Origin of the sequence: Mycobacterium lacus (genome assembly GCF_010731535.1) — a bacterium.
GTDB classification, from domain to species: Bacteria; Actinomycetota; Actinomycetes; order Mycobacteriales; family Mycobacteriaceae; genus Mycobacterium; species Mycobacterium lacus.
This window is the reverse complement of the sequence record NZ_AP022581.1, coordinates 1,497,750-1,518,770: the sequence shown is the minus strand read 5'-3', so window position 1 is coordinate 1,518,770 and position 21,021 is coordinate 1,497,750. Positions and strand designations below refer to the sequence as shown.

Annotated in this window: 19 protein-coding genes and 1 pseudogene; 9 read left to right on the top strand and 11 right to left on the bottom strand. The window is 66.3% G+C overall.

Annotated elements, in window-relative coordinates; translation table 11 throughout:
- Window positions 1-10: 10 nt before the first annotated feature.
- Entirely contained in the window at window positions 11-1,831 is a 1,821-nt protein-coding gene (gene fadD11, locus G6N24_RS07000) for a fatty acid--CoA ligase FadD11 (RefSeq protein ID WP_085160858.1), read from the bottom strand.
- Window positions 1,832-1,920: 89 nt separating this feature from the next.
- Here fadD11 and G6N24_RS06995 point away from each other — a divergent pair.
- Both G6N24_RS06995 and G6N24_RS06990 read left to right on the top strand, forming a co-directional pair.
- Window positions 1,921-2,411, top strand: a pseudogene (locus G6N24_RS06995) (hypothetical protein).
- A gap of 147 nt (window positions 2,412-2,558) precedes the next feature.
- Window positions 2,559-4,595, top strand: a complete 2,037-nt coding sequence (locus G6N24_RS06990; protein ID WP_139822417.1) for a PPE family protein — start codon at window positions 2,559-2,561, stop codon at window positions 4,593-4,595.
- A gap of 3 nt (window positions 4,596-4,598) precedes the next feature.
- Here the strand turns inward: G6N24_RS06990 and G6N24_RS06985 are convergent, their stop codons facing one another.
- From G6N24_RS06985 to G6N24_RS06955, 7 genes are all read right to left on the bottom strand, one after another.
- Window positions 4,599-5,009, bottom strand: a complete 411-nt coding sequence (locus G6N24_RS06985; RefSeq protein WP_085160862.1) for a type II toxin-antitoxin system VapC family toxin — start codon at window positions 5,007-5,009, stop codon at window positions 4,599-4,601.
- Window positions 5,006-5,284 carry a type II toxin-antitoxin system Phd/YefM family antitoxin gene (locus G6N24_RS06980; protein WP_085160864.1) on the bottom strand — a complete coding sequence of 93 codons (279 nt, stop codon included), beginning with the start codon at window positions 5,282-5,284 and terminating at the stop codon, window positions 5,006-5,008. The genes G6N24_RS06985 and G6N24_RS06980 overlap by 4 nt, the downstream gene beginning before the upstream one ends.
- Before the next feature lie 66 nt (window positions 5,285-5,350).
- Window positions 5,351-8,845, bottom strand: coding sequence for a DNA polymerase III subunit alpha (dnaE, locus tag G6N24_RS06975; protein WP_232070777.1), 3,495 nt, complete (start codon window positions 8,843-8,845; stop codon window positions 5,351-5,353).
- Window positions 8,846-9,017: 172 nt separating this feature from the next.
- Window positions 9,018-9,449 carry a type II toxin-antitoxin system Rv0910 family toxin gene (locus G6N24_RS06970; RefSeq protein ID WP_085160868.1) on the bottom strand — a complete coding sequence of 144 codons (432 nt, stop codon included), beginning with the start codon at window positions 9,447-9,449 and terminating at the stop codon, window positions 9,018-9,020.
- Between the two features lie 291 nt (window positions 9,450-9,740).
- Entirely contained in the window at window positions 9,741-10,229 is a 489-nt protein-coding gene (locus G6N24_RS06965) for a hypothetical protein (protein ID WP_085160870.1), read from the bottom strand.
- A 107-nt stretch (window positions 10,230-10,336) separates the two neighbouring features.
- Window positions 10,337-11,140: an SDR family NAD(P)-dependent oxidoreductase gene (locus G6N24_RS06960; RefSeq protein ID WP_085160872.1), complete on the bottom strand. Its 804-nt coding sequence runs from the start codon at window positions 11,138-11,140 to the stop codon at window positions 10,337-10,339.
- 4 nt (window positions 11,141-11,144) lie between these two features.
- Window positions 11,145-12,164, bottom strand: coding sequence for an SDR family NAD(P)-dependent oxidoreductase (locus tag G6N24_RS06955; RefSeq protein ID WP_085160884.1), 1,020 nt, complete (start codon window positions 12,162-12,164; stop codon window positions 11,145-11,147).
- A gap of 232 nt (window positions 12,165-12,396) precedes the next feature.
- Between G6N24_RS06955 and G6N24_RS06950 the strand changes: the two genes are divergently transcribed.
- From G6N24_RS06950 to G6N24_RS06940, 3 genes are all read left to right on the top strand, one after another.
- The gene (locus G6N24_RS06950; RefSeq protein ID WP_085160886.1) at window positions 12,397-12,804 is read left to right on the top strand and encodes a group I truncated hemoglobin; all 408 of its coding nucleotides are present in this window, start codon (window positions 12,397-12,399) and stop codon (window positions 12,802-12,804) included.
- Between the two features lie 107 nt (window positions 12,805-12,911).
- A complete protein-coding gene (locus G6N24_RS06945) occupies window positions 12,912-13,532 on the top strand; it encodes an MliC family protein (RefSeq protein WP_085160874.1) in 621 nt (206 codons plus the stop codon).
- Between the two features lie 48 nt (window positions 13,533-13,580).
- Window positions 13,581-14,351 (top strand): class I SAM-dependent methyltransferase, encoded by a 771-nt coding sequence (locus G6N24_RS06940; RefSeq protein WP_085160876.1) that lies wholly within the window; start codon window positions 13,581-13,583, stop codon window positions 14,349-14,351.
- A gap of 45 nt (window positions 14,352-14,396) precedes the next feature.
- Here the strand turns inward: G6N24_RS06940 and G6N24_RS06935 are convergent, their stop codons facing one another.
- Both G6N24_RS06935 and lspA read right to left on the bottom strand, forming a co-directional pair.
- Window positions 14,397-15,323, bottom strand: a complete 927-nt coding sequence (locus G6N24_RS06935; RefSeq protein ID WP_085160878.1) for an RluA family pseudouridine synthase — start codon at window positions 15,321-15,323, stop codon at window positions 14,397-14,399.
- Entirely contained in the window at window positions 15,323-15,913 is a 591-nt protein-coding gene (gene lspA, locus G6N24_RS06930; protein ID WP_085160880.1) for a signal peptidase II, read from the bottom strand. The genes G6N24_RS06935 and lspA overlap by 1 nt, the downstream gene beginning before the upstream one ends.
- 42 nt (window positions 15,914-15,955) lie before the next feature.
- Here lspA and G6N24_RS06925 point away from each other — a divergent pair, with 42 nt between their 5' ends.
- A complete protein-coding gene (locus G6N24_RS06925) occupies window positions 15,956-16,918 on the top strand; it encodes an asparaginase (protein WP_085160890.1) in 963 nt (320 codons plus the stop codon).
- Here G6N24_RS06925 and G6N24_RS06920 read toward each other — a convergent pair.
- The gene (locus G6N24_RS06920; protein WP_443677536.1) at window positions 16,883-18,283 is read right to left on the bottom strand and encodes a DNA polymerase IV; all 1,401 of its coding nucleotides are present in this window, start codon (window positions 18,281-18,283) and stop codon (window positions 16,883-16,885) included. The two genes, G6N24_RS06925 and G6N24_RS06920, sit on opposite strands and share 36 nt — an antisense overlap.
- A gap of 45 nt (window positions 18,284-18,328) precedes the next feature.
- On the opposite strand from G6N24_RS06920, the gene G6N24_RS06915 reads away from it, so the two are divergent.
- The 3 genes from G6N24_RS06915 to G6N24_RS06905 all read left to right on the top strand — a co-directional run bounded on the left by G6N24_RS06915 (window position 18,329) and on the right by G6N24_RS06905 (window position 21,010).
- The gene (locus G6N24_RS06915; RefSeq protein ID WP_085158540.1) at window positions 18,329-18,925 is read left to right on the top strand and encodes a class I SAM-dependent methyltransferase; all 597 of its coding nucleotides are present in this window, start codon (window positions 18,329-18,331) and stop codon (window positions 18,923-18,925) included.
- 45 nt (window positions 18,926-18,970) lie between these two features.
- Window positions 18,971-19,828: a class I SAM-dependent methyltransferase gene (locus tag G6N24_RS06910; protein ID WP_085158542.1), complete on the top strand. Its 858-nt coding sequence runs from the start codon at window positions 18,971-18,973 to the stop codon at window positions 19,826-19,828.
- A gap of 156 nt (window positions 19,829-19,984) precedes the next feature.
- A complete protein-coding gene (locus tag G6N24_RS06905; RefSeq protein WP_085158544.1) occupies window positions 19,985-21,010 on the top strand; it encodes a hypothetical protein in 1,026 nt (341 codons plus the stop codon).
- Window positions 21,011-21,021: the final 11 nt, after the last annotated feature.

Genomic DNA, 21,021 nt, shown 5'->3' with positions numbered 1-21,021 from the left:
CGCGCCCCCGTCACACCGGTTGCGCCGTTGGTGCGGCGGGCTCGTGAATCTGCGGTCCGGGCTCGGACGCGTAGAGCTCCTCGATCTCGGCGGAATATTTGGTAGCGATCGGCCGGCGCTTGAGCTTCATCGTCAGCGTTATCTCGTCACCGCCGGGCTCCCACAAGGTGGGCAATACGCGGAATCGCTTGATTTGTTCCACCCGAGACAGTTTCGCGTTGCCCGCGGCCACCCCGGCGGCAATCTGCGCGATCACCTCGGGGTCAGCCGCCAGCGCCGCGGGCGAGGCGTCCAGACCGTGCTTGGCCGCGTACGGGCCCACCGAGTCGGCGTCGAAGACCATGAGTGCGGTGTTGTACGGTCGCCCATCGCCTACCGCGAGCATGACGCCGACCATCGGGCAGGCGGCCAGGATGGTGTTCTCGATGTTGGCCGGCGACATGTTCTTTCCGGCGGCGTTGATAATCAATTCCTTCTTGCGGTCGACCACGCGCAGATAGCCTTGCGGGTCGACATCGAAGATGTCACCGGTGTGCAGCCAGCCGTCGGCGTCGATCGCCTCGGCGGTCTTCTCCGGTTCCCGCCGGTAGCCCTTCATCACCAGCGGACCTCGGACCAGAAACTCGCCGTCGTCGGCGATCTTGCCCTCCAGGCCGGGCAGCAGCTTGCCCACGGTGCCCAGGCGCGCGTCACGGGGATGGCTTGCGGTGGCCACGCAACTCAGCTCGGACATCCCCCAGATCTCGGCGATCGGGATGCCGATGCCGGCGAAGAACGCCAGAGTCTCCTTGGGGATCGGCGCCGCACCCGAGAGCGCCCACCGAACCTCGGCGAAGCCAAGCCGCTCCCGCAGCTTGGACAACACCAACTCGTCGGCCTTGGCCCAATCGGCGGCCACCCGATCCGACATGGGTTCGTCGGCGAGCAGCGCGTCGGCGCGCTTGGCGGCCACCGACATCGCCCACGACAACGCCTGCCGCTTCATCTCGTCGGTCTCGTGGCTGACCGTGAATTCGATTCCGGCCTTGAGCTTTTCCCAGACGCGAGGCACAGCGCCCCACACGGTCGGCCGCACGTCGGGCAGCGCCGCCACGACCGCACGCCCGTCGGAGACCGCGGTGACCTGGGTGCCGAACATCTCCTGCAGGTATAGCCCGGTCATCCGGTCGGCGATGTGCGCCGTCGGCAGGAAGGACGTCACCCGATCACCGAAGCGGACTCCCAGCACCTCGTCGATGGCGTATCCCTCGAACAGCAGGTTGGTATGGGTCATTTCGACACCCTTGGGATTGCCCGTCGTGCCCGACGTGTAGATGAGAGTGATCACGTCGTCGGGTTGCACAGCACGCCAGGCCGACTCGAAGTCGAAGTCGTCCGACGCGGCCGCGTATAGGTCGTCGACGGACAACGTCCCGTCGGGTGCGCCATCGATGCAGACGATGTGCTGGATGGGGGTGCCGCTGGCGCGAACACGATCGACATACTGCGCCTCGCAGATCACCACCTTGGTCCCCGCGTTGTCGAACACGTAGGTCAGTTGCTCGGCGGGCAGCGTGTTGTACACCGAAAACGACGTCGCCCCAACGTGTTGGGCGCCCACCTCGAGCGGGTAGAACTCCACCCGGTTGGACATCATCAGCGACACGGTGTCGCCGCGCCGCACCCCCAAGCCCGCCAGGCCGGCGGCCGCTTGCCGCACCTGGGCCGCGTACTCCCGCCACGTCAACGACTGGGCGCCGCCGGGCGTCCGCAATGCCACGGCATCCGGATCGATCGCCGCGGTGCGCTGGAACGCCTCGCACATGGTGGCCGGACGCTCGGTTGTGGTCATTCCCGTTCTCCTTGGCGCCAGATCAGCACTGCCCCGGTGAGCGTACGTCCGCGCCGAGCACGTTGGCGATAGTGGCCTTCAATCCAGGCATCGACGTCAGTGACCCGTCCCCCCTGGAGCAGACCGCGTTGCTGACCGAGTACGCACGGGCATTGGACAGCCGATGGCCGACGAGACGCTCGCTGCTGAAGTCGTCGACAAGATGCTCGACGACCGAGTGCGGGCGGTCACGGCCGGGCATCCCGACGCCTTGTCGTAGATCTCGGCGCGGGGCTGGATTCGGGCGTGCTTAGCGTCGGCCCGCCGCCGGTCGACTGGTACAGCGTCGACCTCCCCCACGTGATCGCGGTGCGGGAGCGAGTGATGCCCGCCAGCGACCGAGCCCACCCGGTTGCCGCCTCCACGGGTGCCCGAGTCCTGGGATCCGCGGTTGACGCTAGTGCAAGAGGCCAGCCTGGCTCATGCGCGCGAAGTTGACCTGTTCCCGGGCTGGATACGGATCGCTACCAAGGTATCCAGGAAGTTCACGGCTGGCGCGCGCAAAACGCGAATTCTGCGCTACCGGTTTGCCCCCAGGTGATTGCCGCGCGCGGTGGCCGCACGCGTTACACGGATTTAACCCGCACCCGCCCGAAGCGCTCCTGCTATTCGTAGGATTCGCTGCAATCCGGGCCCAAGACAACGTCCGCAGGCCCAGTGAACGTGACTGCCTGACGGGATGGTTGTGATGAATTTTTCGGTGTTGCCGCCGGAGGTCAATTCGGGGCTGATGTTCGCCGGCGCCGGGTCGGGGCCGATGCTGACGGCGGCGTCGGCCTGGGATGGGCTGGCCAGCGAGCTGGGTTCGGCGGCGGCATCGTTTTCGTCGGTGACCTCGAACCTAGCGGGCGGGCCCTGGCAGGGCCCCGCGTCGGCGGCGATGACGGGCGTGGCCGGCTCCTACGCGGGGTGGCTAAGCACAGCGGCGGTCCAGGCTGAGCAGGCGGCGCGCCAGGCCCGGGCCGCAGCGTCTGCGTTCGAGGCGGCGTTGACGGCAGCTGTGCACCCGGCCGCGGTGTCGGCCAATCGGAGTCAATTGATGGCGCTGGTGGCCGCGAACCTGTTGGGGCAAAACGCCCCGGCTATCGCGGCCACCGAGGCCGTATACGACGAGATGTGGGCCCAGGATGTGCTCGCGATGCTTGGCTATCACGGCGAGGCGTCGGCGGTCGCCTCGGCATTGACGCCGTTCGCGGTGTTGCCGGGCCCGGCGGCCTCGACCGGCGGCGCGGTGTTGGTCGCGGGGTTTCCGTTTCTCGACCTGAGCAACGTCACCATCGGGGGCTTCAACGTTGCCAGCGGCAACCTGGGCGTCGGCAACCTTGGCAGCTTCAACCTGGGCAGCGCCAACACCGGCAACACCAACTTCGGCCACGCCAACATCGGCAATCTCAACCTGGGCAGCGGCAACATCGGCAGTTACAACCTGGGTGGCGGCAACACCGGGAACTTCAACCCGGGCAGCGGCAATAAGGGCGACCTCAATTTAGGTAGCGGCAACACCGGCCGCTACAACCTGGGCGGCGGTAACGTCGGCAGCCATAACTTGGGCAGCGGTAATACCGGCGATACCAACTTCGGCAGCGGAAATATCGGGAATCTCAACCTGGGCGGCGGTAACACCGGGAACTCGAATTTTGGGTTCGGCAACACCGGTAACACCAACTTTGGCGACGGCAACAACGGCGACACAAATATTGGAAGCGGCAACTTTGGCAGTGGGAATCTCGGCTTCGGCAACAAAGGTAGTAACAATATCGGCTTCGGAAACAACGGTAGCAATAACATCGGCTTCGGGCTCACCGGCGATAACCAGATGGGTTTCGGTCTCCTGAATTCGGGCATCGGGAATATAGGCTTCGGGAATTCGGGCAACGATAACATCGGCTTCTTCAACTCGGGCAACGGCAATATCGGCGTGGGAAACTCGGGCAACGGGGTTGGGGCGTTGAGCGTGGAGTTCGGCAGTTCAGCCGATCGCAGCTCGGGCTTTGGCAACTCGGGCGAGCTCAGCACGGGCATCGGCAACGCGGGCCAGCTCAGCACGGGCTGGTTCAACTCCGCCACCACCAGCACGGGCTGGTTCAACTCGGGCACCACCAACACCGGCTGGTTCAACTCCGGCACCACCAACACGGGAATCGGAAACTCGGGCGGCGACGGGGTCACCGGCAGCATGGGTATGTTTAACTCCGGCCATACCAACACCGGCAACTTTAATGCGGGCAACATAAACACGGGTGACTTCAACTCGGGCAACGTGAACACCGGCTATTTCAACTCGGGCAACATCAACACCGGTTTCGTCAATTCGGGAGATCTCAACACGGGATTGTTCAACGCGGTTGACCAGCCCGTGGCGAACTCTGGCTGGCTTCACACGGGCACCAATAACTCGGGCTACACAAACGTCGGCACCTACAACTCGGGCTTCGACAACAACGCCCGCGACGAGCACGCTGCATTTGTTACCGGTAACTCCGGCCTGGCAAACGTGGGCAACTACAACGCGGGCATCATCAACGTAGGTGACTATCTCTCCGGCTTTAGAAACTCGGTACCCACGATCACCGGCACAGGAGCCAACTCGGGTTTCGTCAACGTGGGAACGTCGATCTCGGGCTTCTTCAACTTCGGCAACCTTGCGTCGGGCTTCGCGAACTTCGACGACGCGGTCTCGGGATACCTCAACGGGGACGATCACGTGTCGGGTTGGATCCACTAGTGTTCAGCGGTCTATACCTGGCGACGCGGTCGCGAGGCCGACCTCGCGGCAGCCGTCCAACAACCGGTGGTCATATGTGACGAACGCTGTCAGTTCCCGCTTGATCCGGGATGCGGCCGCGAGGTGAATCGCGTCGAGGGAACGCAGGGTAGCCGGGCCGATTGTTTCAGCGAGGGTCATCACCGTTTCGGTAAGCGGGAGGATGTCGAGCCCGTCGAGTAAGTAGCGTGCACGCTCGGCTTGGCCTGGTTCGCCGTAGCGAGCAACAACTCTCATCAACTCGACCCGGCCGAGCGCGCTCGTCGCCGCATGTTCGCCCCGGCCTGTTTGCGCGGTGAGCCAGCCGCGCAGTTCGGGCGTCGCAGGTTCGGCGATGAGCAGCTTGGTCAGAGCCGAGGTGTCCATGTAGATCACTGCTCGTTGCGCATCTCGCCCAGAACATCGGACAGGTTGCGCTTGCGGCCCCGCGCCGGTGCGGCCGCGAGATCGAGGAGGTTCTGTGGACTGCGAGCAGGAATGAGCGTGCCCGATTCGATCAGGGTGTCGCGAGAACGCTCCGCCGCGTGCACAGGAACGAGTCGGGCTACGAGCCGCCCGCTGTTGGTGATGGCGAATTCCTCGCCGGATTCAACCCGGGCGAGGTATCGCGATGCGTGTTGTCGTAATTCTCGGACTCCTATTGCCTCCACCGCTCCATGGTAGCACCTAGTGTGCTACATTCCTGATTTGCTGTGGGCGTGACGTCAAGCGCCCGCTCAGCCGCCCACGCACCCCGGACCAAGCAGCTCCTTGAGATCCCCCATCAGCGCCGGCGAGGGTGTCACCCGCAGCGATTGATCCAGTTCCAGGGTGGTGATCCGATCGCCGCTGATGAGACGCAGATGCACCTGCGACGTGCCGGGGTGGCGCGCCAGCACCTGTTTGAGCGCACTCACCTTGTCGAAGGTGCACTGCCGGGTGGGCAGGCTGACGGCCAGCGGCCGGTTCGCCGCAGCGCTGGAAAAGTCGGGCACCACAAGTTCGTTGGCGATCAACGCGATCCGGTCGTCGCGCACCGCCACCTTGGCGTTGACCAGCACCACCGCGTCGTCGACGATATCGGCGCCGTAGGTGGAGTACGTGTGTGGGAAGAACATCACCTCGATGCCGCCGGTCAGGTCTTCCAATTGTGCTGAGGCCCACGGCATTCCGTTCTTGTTGACCCGTCGGTTCACCGCAGCCAGGATGCCGCCCACCCGCACCTGGGCCTCGTTGGGGACATCGCCGTCCAAGATCGCCGGGATCGCCGTGTCGACCTGGGCGGACAGCAGGTGCGCGACCCCGTTGAGCGGATGCCCGGACACATACAGGCCCAGCATCTCGCGCTCCAGGGCCAGCCTGTGTTTGTCCTCCCACTCGTCGTCGGGCACCTTGATGCTGAACACTGGGTCTGCGCTGCCGCTTCCTGCCTCGCTCCCGCCGAACAGGTCGAATTGCCCCATCGCCTCGGCCTTCTTGGTGCCCAGCACGGAGTCCACCGCGTCGGTGTGCACCAGGAAGAGGCCCTTGCGTGCATGCCCGAGCGAATCGAACGCGCCCGCCTTGATCAAGGACTCGGTGACCTTCTTGTTGCATGCCGAGATGTCGATCTTGTTCAGGTAGTCCGAGAAGTCGGTGAACTTACCCTTGTCGCTGCGGGTCTTGAGCAACGACCCCACCACGTTGGCGCCGACGTTGCGCACCGCGCCCAGGCCATAGCGAATGTCGTCGCCCACCGACGCGAAGTTCAGGCCGGACTCGTTGACGTCCGGCGGTAACACCGTGATGCCGAGCTTGCGGCAGTCGGCGAGATAGACGGCGGCCTTGTCCTTGTCGTCACCCACCGAGGTCAACAGGCCGGCCATGTACTCGGCGGGATAGTTGGCCTTGAGGTAGGCCGTCCAGTAGGAAACCATGCCGTAGCCGGCGGCGTGTGACTTGTTGAACGCGTAGTCGGCGAACGGCAGGATGGTGTCCCACAGGGCCTTGATCGCGCCCGGCGAGAACCCGTTGGCCCGCATGCCGTCGGAGAAGCCCTCGAACTCCTTCTCCAGCACCTCGCGCTTCTTCTTGCCCATCGCCTTGCGCAGAATGTCGGCTCGGGCGAGCGAGTAGCCGGCCACCTTCTGCGCGATGCGCATGATCTGCTCTTGGTAGACGATGAGGCCGTAGGTCTCGGCGAGGACTTCGCGCAGCGGTTCCTCGAGTTCGGGGTGAATGGGTTTGATGGCCTGCCGGTTGTTCTTGCGGTCGGCGTAGTCGTTGTGGGCGTTCATGCCCATCGGGCCGGGCCGATACAGCGCGATGACCGCGACGACGTCGTCGAACCCGGTCGGTTGCATGCGGCGCAGCAGGTCGCGCATCGGGCCGCCGTCGAGCTGGAACACCCCCAGGGTGTCACCGCGGCCCAGCAACTCGTAGGTGGGTTTGTCGTCGAGCGGCACGGATTCCAGGTCGAGGTCGATGCCCCTGTTGGCCTTGATGTTCTCGATCGCGTCGCCGATGATCGTCAGGTTGCGCAGGCCCAGGAAGTCCATCTTCAGCAGGCCGATGGCCTCGCACGCCGGGTAGTCCCAGCCGGTGATGATGGCCCCGTCCTGGGGTCGCTTCCACAGCGGGATGGCCTCGGTCAGCGGCTCGCTGCTCATGATCACCGCACAGGCGTGCACGCCCGCGTTGCGGATCAGGCCCTCCAATCCGCGGGCCGTTTGGTAGATGGTGCGCACGTCCGGGTCGGTTTCGATCAGGCCGCGGACCTCGGCGGCCTCCTTGTACCGTTCGTGGTTGGGGTCGGTGATGCCCGACAGCGGAATGTCCTTGGCCATGATGGCCGGCGGCAGCGCCTTGGTGATCCGGTCGGCGATCGCGAAGCCGGGCTGGCCGTAGTGGATCCGTGCCGAATCCTTCAGCGCCGCCTTGGTTTTGATGGTGCCGAAGGTGATAACCTGGGCGACCCGGTCGTGGCCCCACTTGTCGGCGGCGTAGCGCACCATCTCGCCGCGGCGACGGTCGTCGAAGTCGATGTCGATGTCGGGCATCGACGTGCGCTCCGGGTTGAGGAAGCGCTCGAAGAGCAGACCGTGCGGAATCGGGTCGATGTCGGTGATGCCCAGCGCGTAGGCGACCAGGGAGCCGGCGGCCGAGCCGCGGCCCGGGCCGACCCGGATGCCCACCGAGCGCGCGTGGCTGATCAGGTCGGCCACGATGAGGAAGTAGGACGGGAATCCCTTGGCGCAGATGACGTCGATCTCGTAGGCAGCCCGCGTGACGTAGGTCTGCGGCGGACCCGCGGGAAATCGGCGCCTCAGGCCGGCGTCCACCTCGTGGCGTAGCCAGGACGCCTGGTCGTGCCCGTCGGGCACCGGAAAGATGGGCATCCGGTCGCGCGGTGTCCACACGTCTGCGTAGGACTGGACCCGCTCGGCGATCAACAACGTGGAGTCGCAGGCGCCGGGCACCTCGTCGTCCCAGATCTGGCGCATTTCGGCGGCCGACTTGAGGTAGTAGCCGTCGCCGTCGAACTTGAACCGGTTCGGATCCGACAGCGTCTTGCCGGTTTGCACGCACAGCAGCGCCTCGTGGTTGTGGGCGGCGTCGCGGGTGACGTAGTGGCAGTCGTTGGTGGCCAGCGGCGGAATGCCCAGCGTGCGGCCGATCTCGAGCAGCCCCTCCCGGACGCGGCGTTCGATCGCCAGCCCGTGGTCCATGAGTTCCAGGAAGTAGTTGTCCGGCCCGACGATCTCGCGCCACTTGGCCGCCGCCTCCAGCGCCTCACGATCCTGGCCCAGGCGTAAGCGGGTCTGCACCTCCCCGGACGGGCAGCCGGTGGTGATGATGATGCCCTCGGCGTGCTCGGCGATGAGCTCGGCATCCATGCGCGACCACTTGCTCAGCTGGCCCTCGAAGGAGGCCAGCGAGGACAGCTTGAACAGGTTGCGCAGGCCGGTCGCGTTCTCGGCGATCATGGTCAGGTGCGTGTAGGAACCGCCGCCCGATACGTCGTCGGCCTTCTGGCTAGGGTCACCCCAGGAGATGCGCCGGGTATCAAAACGGGAAGCGGGAGCAATGTAGGCCTCGACGCCGATGATCGGCTTGATCCCGGCTGTCGTCGCGGAGTTGTAGAACTCGCTGGCGCCGAACATGTTTCCGTGGTCGGTCATCCCGATCGCGGGCATGCCAAGCCGCTCCACCTCGGCGAGCATGGGCGCGATCTTCGCGGCACCATCCAGCATCGAATACTCGGTGTGGTTGTGCAGGTGCACGAAGGACGACGCGCGATGTGGGGGCACCTCCCGCTTGCGGGGGACGCTCGCGCGAAGGGCAGACGAACCGGTCATAGGGACGCCAGTCTATGACCGAGCACCGACGTCTTTCGGGCGTGTCGCCGAGTGTGTCCGAATCTCTTTACGCGTACAGCTCGACGAATTGCTTCAGCGACTTCTCCACGTCTCCCTTCACCGCGCGGGCCGCCGCCGAACCCACCGGACCGAACAATGACCGCCCGCCCATCTCGAGACGCAGACCCAACGTCGAGCCGTCCTTGTTGGGCCGCACGGTCAGCGTGACACCGTACTTCGTCCCGCCCTTCCCGGATCCCGACATCGCGACCTCGTGCGGGGGATCCCACTTCGTCACCGTCCACGTCACCCGGTTGCGCATGCCCTTGGCACGCGCCACGCCCACGATTTCGACCCCTTCGCCCAGCTCGTCCGGCAGGTCGCTGCGCCACCCCTCGTGGATCACGAGCCACTCGCCCAACTCCGACAAATCCGAAACGCGCTCCCACGTCCGTTGCGGGCTCATCGGGACGTCGGCAGTCATCTCAACAGCGGCCATCGCCTGAGCCTAATCGCGACGACGGAACGCGTCACAAGGCCCACTATCCCCAAGCCGCAGGCACTGGCGCCTGCGCGCCGGTAGGTAGGTCAATAGTCGTCTGGCGATCCGTGGCCACCCTCTGACCATGCGGCCTCGACGATGGCTTGGCGTTTCGCGCGTTCCCTCGCGAGTCGTTGGTGCCCCCACGCGAGCAGTGCCTGCTCCAACCATTCGATTCGCTGCAGCGGAGTCATCGACGCGCGCGCGGCCCTTCGCTCCTTAGCGTGCGGGCTCCAGCCACCCCAGTCGTCAGGCATCCGGCTCCTCTCTCAAGGCTTCGATGTCCGCGATGTCTTGGGCGCGGCCCGCCAGCTCCTTCATGCGAATCAAGTGGGCGCGTGACGCAACCAGAACCTCAATGTCACCCAGTGGCATCGGCTCGGCGGCCGCGAGCAGCTCTGCTGGCGCGATCGGCGGGGCGGCAAACAGGTCGACTTCCATGGCTGGATTCTCCGGATGGCACATCGAGAACACCATCAAGTTGCGTTCCATTACCCACGAGCGTCGAATCTCGTCATCCGCAAAGTTCCTTGCCGCCACCGGCAGCCTCGGGCGAAGCCCGAGCGCAGTCAGGGCGTCGATTGCCTTACGCGCATTTTCGGGGACGAGGTCGATAACGATATCGAGATCCACGGTGGCGCGAAGATGGCCGTGCAACGCAACCGCGACCCCGCCAACCACGACATATCGAACCTTGGCGGCCGTCAGAGCGCCGAGGACGTCGAGGTATGGACGCACGCCATTCAAGGTACGCGCCGGGGGCCGTCAGCTGGGCATACACGCTGGTCACGCACAGACCCTGGCCACGAGATGCTCGCCGCTGACGGTGCAGCCCGACAGGTAGCTCAGCGGCCGGGTCCGCCGCGCAGTTTGTTGCCGATCCGGATTCCGGGCAGCAGCAGGCTGCGGGGTAGCAGTCGGCCACCGGTGCTGACGACCTTGGGCACCACCCCGGGCACCACGCTGCGCTTGCCGGCGAGCATCCCGCCGATCGCGGCCTCGGCGACATCGTGCGGCGAGACCTGCGCGATCGGGATGCTGAACCGCTCGGCGCTGGCGATCTCGGCCCACTCGGTGGGTACCGGACCCGGGCACAGGGCGGTGACCGACACGCCCGTTCCGTGCAGTTCCTCCTGGACGGCCTCGGAGAAGGTCAGCACGAAGGCCTTGGTGGCCGAGTACACCGCCATGTAGGGAATCGGCTGGAAGCCGGCAATCGATGCGATGTTGAGCACCGCACCGGCTCGGCGCTTGACCATGCCGGGCAGGGCCGCGTGGGTGAGTTCCATCAACGCCAACGCATTGAGGGTGACTTCCTCGCTTTCGCGTTCGAACGGCAACTCGTAAAAGCGCCCGCTGGTGCCGAAGCCCGCGCTGTTGCACAAGCCGGCGATCGGATCGCCGCGCAGGCGATCGGCCAGCTGGGCCCGGGCCTGGGCATCGGCGAGGTCGAGCGGCAGGACCTCGACGCCGACCTTGTGCTCCGCGCGCAGCTGATCGGCCAGCTCGTCGAGGCGTTCGCGCCGCCGCGCGACCAGCATCAGCGGGAAGCCGCGGCCGGCGAGGCCGCGAGCCAGTTCGACACCGATCCCGGAGGAGGCGCCGGTGATGACGACGGTGGTCTCTTTGTTGGGTTTCGGAAGGCTCATCGCGTCACCAATGTATTCCCCGGGTCGCCTGCAGGAACGTTTCGCTTCTTTTGTCGAGATGATCCGTTGTGTCAGTGGTGGATTCGCGCCCCTTGGCCGCCGCGGAGTCGTCGAACATTTCGAACGCACGGTTGCGGACGCGGTCCATCACCGCCGGGTTGATGGCGTCGGCCACGGCGGCGAATTGTCCAAACGGTGAGCTGGCCCGCCGGGGACGGTGCAGGATCGCATCGGTGATCACACCGGCCGCCTGGTCCGGTGACAGCGCGGGGAATTTGTCGTACATCGTGGTCGGGCTGATCATCGGGGTGCGCACCAACGCCATGTGCACGGTGGTGAACCGGACATTTTCGTTGACCGTCTCGGCCTGCAATGCGTCGCACAGGCTGTCCAGGGCGGCCTTGCTGGCGATGTAGGCGCCGAAGCGCGGCGCGCGGGTCTGCACGCCGACCGAGGAAACGTTGATGATGTGCCCGAAGCCACGTTCCCGCATCCCCGGGATGAACTTGAGGATGAGCTGGACCGCACCGAGGTAATTCAGCTGCATCGTCCGCTGGTAGTCGTGGATCCGGTCGTAGGACAGCTCCAATGATCGCCGAATCGACCGCCCGGCGTTGTTGATCAGAATGTCGACACCACCCAGATCGGCGAGCACCTGGTCGGCCATCGCGGCGATAGCGTCCATGTCGGACAGGTCGCACGGGTACACGTGTGCGGTCCCGCCGTTGCCGCGGATCTCGCTGGCTACCTTTTCCAGATTCTCCCGGGTGCGCGCAACCAGCACTACCGTGCCGCCCGCTTCCGCGATCTTCTTCGCGGCCGCCTCGCCGATGCCCGACGAACCACCGGTGATGAGGACGGTCTTGCCCTCGACCGCGTCGCTGAGCTTGCGGCCCTGCACCGCGTCGAGCAGGTTCCTCAGATAGAACGGCCGGTATCGCCCAGCCGAGTTGGGGGTGTTGACGATGTTGGACATTGCCGCGAACGGCTTTTCGACGAGGTTCGCCAGGTCACCAAGGTTCATCGAAGGTCGCTCCTGATGATGGTCAGTGTGGGTGATGTGCCACGGGTCATGCAGCCAACCTAGCGACATCTTTGACGAATGGCCGCCAGCTGCCTGCCATCGGGCCAGTGCCACGCGGGTGCCGACAGTTCGATGCGAGCGCGGTCACGATGCAATCGGCTTGTTACGGAAGGTAATCCGAGGGCGATCGCGCCCTAACGCACGCGCAACAGCGAGATGTTGCACTGTGAAGATGGGAATACTGTCACGCTTCCGCGCGCGCGAGCCGATCAGCATCTACGACACCATCGGCGGCCACGAAGCGATCGAAGCCGTCGTCGAGGACTTCTATGTTCGCGTGCTCGCCGACGATCACCTGACCCACTTCTTCGCGGGAACCAACATGAGCCGCCTCAAAGGCAAACAGGTGGAGTTCTTTGCGGCCGCTCTCGGCGGGCCCGAGCCCTACACCGGTGCGCCGATGAAGCAGGTCCACCAGGGGCGCGGCATCACCATGCACCACTTCGGCCTGGTGGCCGGGCACTTGGAGGATGCGCTGACCGCGGCCGGAGTGCCGTCGGAGACGGTCACCGAAATCCTCGGCCTCGTCGCACCGCTGGCCTCCGACATCGTATCGGGCCAGACCCGGGCCAAGGTCTGAATCGCCCTGGGCAGATTGTGGAGGGGAGCAATCTGCCCAGAAGATTCCCAGCACCATCGGGCGTGTCGCGCTGCGGGTCCAACCGCTGCGCCCGGTAATCAGCACGTATGAAACCGATCGCCGTTATCGCAGCAGCTTTGGTCCTGGGCGCCTGCGCCTCGACAACAACACATCCGGCGGCGCCGGCCGGCACCACTAGCCCATCACCGGCCGCGGCACCCTCGATCGACTGCACCAAGACCACCAACAAGGCGCAGCAGCTGGTCTGCGATGATCCGCAACTCGGCGGCCTCGATCGCGGGCTCCAGGACTCCTACCGGCGAGCGCTGGCTCGTCCCGGGGCGGACACCGCGGCGCTGACGGTCGCTGAAAATGCCTGGGCGACACAGCGCGACGCGTGCGCGCAAAACGCCGATATGCGCACCTGTGTCTTGGAGGCCTACCAGACGCGGCTGGACGAGTTGGCGATCGCCGACCCAGCCACGGTGACTCCACCAGTCGTCACCTACCGCTGCCCCCCGGCGGACGGCCCATTGACCGCCCAGTTCTACAACCAGTTCAGCCCGCGGGCCGCGGTGGTGAACTGGAAGGGAAACCAACAGATCTTGTTCCAACAACTGTCCGGCAGTGGCGCACGGTACGGCCGACAGGGCATCGAATACTGGGAACATCACGGCGAGGTCCGCCTCGACTTCAACGGCGCCAAGATCCTCTGCAACGCCCCGTGAAGGCGGTCAACCTCTGCTGTCGCAACACGTCCGGGTGACAATGCAGTCATGCGTCGCTCGTTCGAGTCTCTGGTGGCGGAGGCCATGGCAGCGCCCGCGGAAGGCTGGGACTTCTCCTGGCTCGACGGGCGTGCGACCGAGGAACGGACGTCTTGGGGCTACCAACGGCTGATGAGTCAACGGCTGGCCATGGTGTCAGCCGCGCTGGACATCCACACCGGTGGCGGGGAGGTGCTGGCGGGTGTCGAGAAGTTCCCGCCGACGATGGCGGCCACCGAATCGTGGCCGCCCAACGCGGCGCTGGCCACCAAGCGATTGCATCCGCTCGGAGTGGTTGTTGTCGCGACGCGCGACGAGCCGCCGCTGCCGTTTGCCGACGAGTCGTTCGACCTGGTGACTAGTCGACACCCGATCACCGTGTGGTGGACCGAGATTGCCCGGCTGCTGCGCCCTGGCGGCACCTACTTAGCGCAGCACCCCGGACCGGCGACGGTGTCCGAGCTGCTGACACAGGTGATCGGGCCGCAGCCGCGGTTATGGTCCCAGCTTGAGCCGGCCGCCCAGCGCGCCCAGGCCCAGGCCGCCGGGCTAAAGATCGTGGACATGCGCATGGAGCGGCTCCGAGCCGAATTCTTCGATATCGGCGCCGTCGTCTATTTCCTGCGCAAGGTGATCTGGACGGTGCCGGACTTCACGGCCGCGCCCTACTACGAGCGGTTGCGGGTACTGCATGAACGCATCGAGGCCGACGGGCGCTTCGTCACGCACCCGACGCGCGTTCTCGTCGAGGCGCGCAAACCGGCTGCCGAACAGACGTAAATGTCCCCAAAACCCAGCGGTTTTGGGGACATTTACGTCTGTTCGTCACCCCTCGTCTCGCAATACGTCAAGCGCGTGCTGCAGATCGGGCGGGTACGGGCTGACGATCTCCATCCGCCGGCCGTCGGCCGGATGCGCGAAGGCCAGCGACCGCGCGTGCAGCCATTGTCGTTCCAGCCCAAGCTTTTTCGCAAGCTTCGGGTCGGCCCCGTATACCAGATCACCGCAGCATGGGTGGTGCAGCGCGGCGAAATGCACCCGGATCTGGTGGGTGCGGCCGGTTTCCAGATGCACGTCCAGCAAGCTGGCGGCGACGAAGGCTTCCAGGGTGTCGTAGTGGGTGAGGCTGTGCCGACCGTTCTTGGTGACCGCGAACTTCCACTCACCGCCGCGGTGCCGGCCGATCGGCGCGTCGATGGTCCCGCTGGACGGATCGGGATGCCCTTGCACCAGCGCGTGGTACCGCTTGTCGACCGTTCGTTGTTTGAACGCCCGCTTGAGCACCGTGTAGGCGTGCTCGGAGAGCGCCACCACCATCACCCCGGAGGTGCCGACGTCCAGGCGATGCACGATGCCCTGCCGCTCGTGCACACCGGACGTGGTGATCCGGTAACCGGCCGCGGCAAGGCCGCCGAGCACGGTGGGCCCGGTCCAGCCCACCGACGCGTGCGCGGCCACCGCCGCCGGCTTGTCGACCGCGACGATGTCGTCGTCGGAGTACAGGATCGTCATGCCCTCGACGTCGACGGGCGTGTTCTGAAGCGGTGGCGGCTCCTCGGGCAACCGGACCTGCAGCCAGGCGCCCGGTGTCAGCCGATCGGCCTTTCCCGCCTGTACCCCATCAAGTTCGACGCCGCCGTCTTCGGCGATCGCCGCCGCGGCCGTCCGGGACAGGCCCAACAGGCGGGCCAGCCCGGCGTCGACGCGCATGCCCGCCAATCCCTCCGGAACGGGCATCGAACGGTCACTCATCAGCGCCCGTCGGCCTTCCGTCTGCCGACGGTATCGAAGTCAAACCCGAAGATCGACAGCACCACGAGCAGGATGGCGCCCCCCACCACCGACGGATCCGCGACATTGAACACCGGCCACCAACCGACCGACAGGAAGTCGACGACGTGTCCCCGCAGCGGGCCCGGCGCCCGGAAAAAACGATCGACCAGGTTGCCCATCGCGCCGCCGAGGATCATCCCGAGGCCCAGCGCCCACCAGGGCGACACCAGCCGCCGCCCCATCCAGAAGATGCCGACCACCACACCCGTCGCGATCAGCGTCAGCACCCAGGTGTATCCGGTCGCCATCGAGAACGCGGCGCCCGAATTGCGCACCAAAGTCCAGGTCACCGTGTCGCCGATGATCGACACCGGCTGGCCGGGGGACAGCAGCTTGACCGCAAGCACCTTGGTGACGATGTCGAGGGTCAGCACGGCTGCCGCGACCGACAACAGCAGACGCAGCCGCCTGGGAGGCGTCTGCAGTGCGGGCGTCTCGGCGTCCCCAGCCTTCCCGGCTTCCCCGGTCGACGTCAGCGGATCCGCAGATCCGGTTGGTTCGTCACGCACTCCCCCATCATCCCCCAGATGCAACGCGGCCCCCGTATGCGGATGGGCTACCACGCGCGCGTGCGCAATGATCCCATCATGAGCCGACTCACCGTCATCACCACGGGAGGGACGATTTCGACGTGCACCGGCGCCGACGGGGTGCGCCGGCCCGCCCGCACGGGCGCGGAACTGGCGGCGGGCCTCGACGTCGATGTGATCGATTTGATGGCACTGGACAGCTCGGTGCTGACGCCGGCCGACTGGGATCGGATTCACGCCGCGATGCGGGCCGCCATCGATAACGGCGCCGACGGCGTGGTCGTCACCCACGGCACCGACACCATGGAAGAGAGCGCCCTCTGGCTCGACCTCACCTATGCGGGCAAGGTGCCGGTCGTGCTGACCGGCGCCATGCGCAGCGCCGACGCCCCGGACGCCGACGGCCCGGGCAATCTGCGCGACGCGCTGGCGGTGGCGGCCGACCCGGCCACCCGTGAAGCCGGTGTCCTGGTCTGTTTCGCGGGCCGGGTGTTGCAGCCGTTGGGCCTGCGCAAGGTGGCCACCGAGGACCCGAGCGGCTTCGCCGGCACGCTCGTGGGAACCGTCGACGGCGGCGTCACGCTGACGCACACCAAGACCCGGCCGTACCTTGGCGATCTCGGCGCCGCCACGGCGCCCCGGGTCGACATTGTCGCGGCGTACCTGGGAAGTGACGCGGTGGCGCTTGATGCCTGTGTGGCCGCCGGCGCGCGAGCGGTGGTGCTGGAAGCGCTGGGCTCGGGCAATGCCGGGGCGGCAGTGATCGACGGCGTGCGCCGCCACTGCCGCAACGGGGTGGCGGTCGCGGTGTGCACCCGAGTCCCCGGCGGGCGCGTCAGCGCGGGCTACGGCCCCGGGCATGACCTGGTGGAGGCGGGCGCGGTGATGGTGCCACGGCTAGCACCGTCGCAAGCCCGGGTTTTGCTGATGGCGGCGCTGGCCGCCAAGCTATCGGTCGCCGACGTCGTCGGCCGCTGGGGCTGAGCTCGGCTCTTCGACCCGCAGTTCACCGACATAGTCCGGCCAGTCCAGGCTGTCGACCGGATTGGCGCCGGTGAGGTCGCCGGAGTCGACGGGAAACGTGCGCGCCGGCCCTGGGCCCGAACCCCGAGTCTCGAACCGCACGGTGACCACGCCGTGGCCCGCGCCCTGCACCCAGCCGTGCCCGAGATCGCGGTGGCTGACGTCGTCGCCGACCCGCCACGCCGAAGTCCCGTGCCCGGGCGGCGTGGCGGGAAACGCGTCGGGCGCGTGGTGGGATTCAGCCGTCTGTGGCGCCGTGTCCAGGTCCGGGAACAACGACTCCTGGCGCACATCGCTTAGGGCCGAAAACCCAACGCCGAGTAGGCGAATGGGCCCGATCTGGCGAGGATCGAGCAGCAGCCGCCGGGCCACCGCAATCAGCGCAGGCGCCTCGGCCGTGGCGTAGGGCAGCGTCGCCGAGCGGGTCAGCGTGCTCATGTCGGATTTCTTCAACTTCACCGTGACGGTGCGTGCACCGCGGCCGTCGCGCAGCAGGCGCCGGTGCGCGTGCTCGGCGATCGGGTCGATCGCTTCGTACAGCTGATCCAGGCTGGTCAGATCCTCTGCGAACGTGGATTCGGCGCTGATCTGCTTGGCCTCGGCGCGCTCGGCAACGGGACGGTCGTCGATGCCGCGCGCCAGCCGGTGCAGCGCCGGCCCGATCGTCGCACCCAGGATGTTGGCCGCCTCGGCGTCGGTCAGCGCGGCCAGCTGCCCGATCGTCTCGATGCCGAGTCGATGCAGCTTGTCTTCGGCGACCGGACCGATGCCCCACAGCCGCCGCACCGGCAGCCCGCCGAGCAGCGATTCTTCTTCCGCGCGCCGGACCACCCGAATGCCGTCGGGTTTGGCCAGGCCGGAGGCGATCTTGGCGACCTGCTTACCCGAGCCCGCGCCGACCGAGGCGACCAGGCCCGTCTCCTCGGCGACCCGTCGCCGCAAGTCCTCGCAGAACTCCTCGACATCCCCGGCTGACGCCCCGGCAAGTTGGGGAGGCTCACCGAAGGCCTCGTCGAAGGACAGCTGCTCGACGACGGGCACCATGGTCCGCACGGTGTCGAAGACGCGCCGGCTGGCCACCCCGTACACGACCCCGCGCGGCGGCAGCACCACCGCGGTCACGCCGATCAGTCGGCGTGCCTGATGCATCGGCATGGCCGATCGGGCGCCGAACACCCGCGCCTCGTAGCTGGCACCGGCCACCACGCCCCGCCCGCCCAGCCCGCCGACCAGTACCGGCCGCCCCCGCAGGGTGGGCCGGGTGAGTTGTTCGACGGAGGCGAAGAACGCGTCCATGTCCAGGTGCAGCACCCAACGGGACTCCACAATTGCCGATGCTATTTCGGGCGAACTGCGGCTACCGTCGGTGACATGGCAATGAACCTCTGCCACAGGTTGTATTGCGCCTCGAATCGCTGGGCGCAGGAAGTCGAAAGCCATGTGTTGCCGTGGGCGCTCGCCGGCGTGGAACTGGGCGACAACACCCTCGAGATCGGACCGGGATACGGCGCGTTTCTGCGCGTGCTGGTGGACAAGACGCCAAAGCTCACAGCGGTCGAGATCGATGCCCCGATGGCGCAGCGGCTGCGGCGGCTGTACGGGGACCGTGCGCGCATCATCAACGGGGACGGCACCGACACCGGATTGCCCGCCGACGAGTTCAGCTCGGTGGTGTCGTTCACGATGCTGCACCACGTCCCCACCGCCGACCTGCAGAACCGGCTGTTTGCCGAGGCCTTCCGGGTGCTTCGGCCCGGCGGCGTGTTCGCCGGCAGCGACGGCGTGCCGACTGTGACGTTCCGAATCCTGCACATCCGCGATACCTGCAACCCGGTCCCGCCGGAGACCATGCCGGATCGCTTGCGCGCAGCGGGATTTCACAACGTCCACGTCGAAGTCGGCGCCGGCAGGCAGCGCTGGCGCGCGGTCAAACCCCAGGCGCCACTACCGTCCCGGCGCACGCCGTGAGCGGTCTTTTACGTACCACGACCGGCGGACAGGAGGTTATCGGGCGTGAATTCGCATGATGCCGCCGGACAACTGCCGCCTGCCGATCCCACAACTCAATTGTTCAGCCCTCCGGGTCATTTCTATTCGCCGATCTCGAGCGTGGCCGACGCCGATCGTGCCCGCGCCCAGCGCGCGGGGCTCGAGCTCGCCGAGCCCTACGACCTTCGCGCAGCCGAACAGGTCGAACTCGCCCATCGCCTGGGGCCGAAATGGGCTGATTTCTCGCAGTCATGGTGTCGCTACGACCCGGTAAACCTCTGGTACGGGCTCGGCGACGGAGCGGTTTATTACTCCATGCTGAACGCGCTACGGCCGAAACACCTTGTGGAAGTGGGGTCGGGCTTTACCTCCACCATCGCCCTCGATGTGCGCGACCACGACCTACACGACCTAGAACTCACTTTTGTCGAGCCCAATCCCGAGCGCTTACTAGGCCTGCTCAAAGACGGCGACCACAAGGCGATAACAATACACAAGAATGCCGTTCAAGACATTCCTATCGAAACATTCGATAAGCTCGGCAAGAATGACATTCTTTTTATCGACAGTACGCACGTCAGCAAACCGGGCAGCGATGTCAACTGGCTACTTTTCAGGGTGCTGCCGCGGCTAAGCCCCGGCGTGGTGATCCACGTTCACGACATTTTCTATCCCTTCGAATACCCTGACTCGTGGCTGGAGCAGCGTCGCAGCTGGAACGAGTCATACCTGTTGCGTGCATTCCTGAGCTACAACAACGTCTTCCAAATCATGTTCTTCAATTCCTGGATCTGGCAGAAGCGCCCAGAGATCGTGCGCCGATACCTCCCCGAGAGCGTCAGCGAGGAACCCGGCAGCATCTGGCTCCGCCGCGTCGCTTAGCGGCCCAGACCCTGAAACCGTGAAAGGTAGGACCACATAGACGAAGTGATCGATGGTCTGGTGGTTCCTTCACTAGACTGCGAAGCCACCCAGACAGTTCACCCACCCCGATCACAGGAACGTCGCGTGCCCCCGTCCCTTACCGCGACCACTGCCGTGGACCGATACGGTGGTGATTTCTCGGCCGAAGTCCGCCGCCAAGTCGAGGCTTGGAGTGCGCATCCCGCCCTCGCCGAGCTGGTCGACATGTTCGGTGGGAGCCTCCCGCAGGGCCTCGGCCTCGCGGCCCGGCTGGCGTTTCTGGACGAGTTCAGCGCGGTGTGGGATTACCGGGGCCGGGCACGGGCCCGTGGCGGCGGCCGGGTGCACAGCCAGGATGCCGCCGGCGCGGTCAGGTGGTTGATCCCGCGACTCAACTCACCCGCCTCGCAACTGGACAAAATCACCGCGCTGGCCGGCGAGCTGGGCCTCACGGGCGAATCGGCGCCCGAGGGAGCGGACTTCGACTACATGCTGGTGATCGGCGGTGGGCGCTACACCAACCTGCTCCGGGCCGGCTACGCGCGAGAAATGGCCACCGGTCGACGTATCGGCCATGTGGTGCTGGCCGCCGCGTCGCGGCGCCTCCTGGACTCCGAAGAGGACGCGGTCGCCAGCTGCGCGCCCGGCGCACGGACGGAATTCGAACTCCTGGTGGCCGCGGCGGCCGACGCCTTCGGGCTCGACGCCCGGCAGGCCGGCGACCACCTGCGGCGACGGGTCGTCCGGCCCCAGCGCGACCGGACGGTGTGGAATTTCACGCCCGATACCAACGACGTCGGCGTGCCGATCACTTTGCTCGAGACACCCTCCCCGGACCCGGACAACCGTCGGGCCAACTCCGGGGACACCTATACCTTCGCCGCGCGGACTGTGGGCATGCATCGGTCGACGTGCCTGCTGGTGACCGGTCAGCCGGTCGTCCCGTACCTACACTTCGAGGCATTGCGAACCCTGGCGCTACCCTTCGAAATTCGCGTGGAATCGGTGGGCTTCGGGGTTGACCGGTATAACAGGCTAAGTGCGTTGGACCAACAGCATCCGGCCAAGCTGCTGCAGGAGGTCCGCTCGGCGATCCGATCCGCCCGGGCCCTCGTCGAACAGCTCGCGACCCCGGTGGGCAAGCCCGCGTCCGACGGGTGACGCCGGACGTC

Coding starts and splice junctions, on each gene's coding strand:
- fadD11 (WP_085160858.1), bottom strand. CDS start 1,831: ATGACCACAACCGAGCGTCCGGCCACCATGTGCGAGGCGTTCCAGCGC.
- dnaE (WP_232070777.1), bottom strand. CDS start 8,845: ATGCTGGATGGTGCCGCGAAGATCGCGCCCATGCTCGCCGAGGTGGAG.
- G6N24_RS06940 (WP_085160876.1), top strand. CDS start 13,581: ATGCGTCGCTCGTTCGAGTCTCTGGTGGCGGAGGCCATGGCAGCGCCC.
- G6N24_RS06955 (WP_085160884.1), bottom strand. CDS start 12,164: ATGAACCTTGGTGACCTGGCGAACCTCGTCGAAAAGCCGTTCGCGGCA.
- G6N24_RS06945 (WP_085160874.1), top strand. CDS start 12,912: ATGAAACCGATCGCCGTTATCGCAGCAGCTTTGGTCCTGGGCGCCTGC.
- G6N24_RS06950 (WP_085160886.1), top strand. CDS start 12,397: ATGGGAATACTGTCACGCTTCCGCGCGCGCGAGCCGATCAGCATCTAC.
- G6N24_RS06925 (WP_085160890.1), top strand. CDS start 15,956: ATGGGCTACCACGCGCGCGTGCGCAATGATCCCATCATGAGCCGACTC.
- G6N24_RS06935 (WP_085160878.1), bottom strand. CDS start 15,323: ATGAGTGACCGTTCGATGCCCGTTCCGGAGGGATTGGCGGGCATGCGC.
- G6N24_RS06970 (WP_085160868.1), bottom strand. CDS start 9,449: ATGGCCGCTGTTGAGATGACTGCCGACGTCCCGATGAGCCCGCAACGG.
- G6N24_RS06960 (WP_085160872.1), bottom strand. CDS start 11,140: ATGAGCCTTCCGAAACCCAACAAAGAGACCACCGTCGTCATCACCGGC.
- G6N24_RS06915 (WP_085158540.1), top strand. CDS start 18,329: ATGGCAATGAACCTCTGCCACAGGTTGTATTGCGCCTCGAATCGCTGG.
- G6N24_RS06990 (WP_139822417.1), top strand. CDS start 2,559: ATGAATTTTTCGGTGTTGCCGCCGGAGGTCAATTCGGGGCTGATGTTC.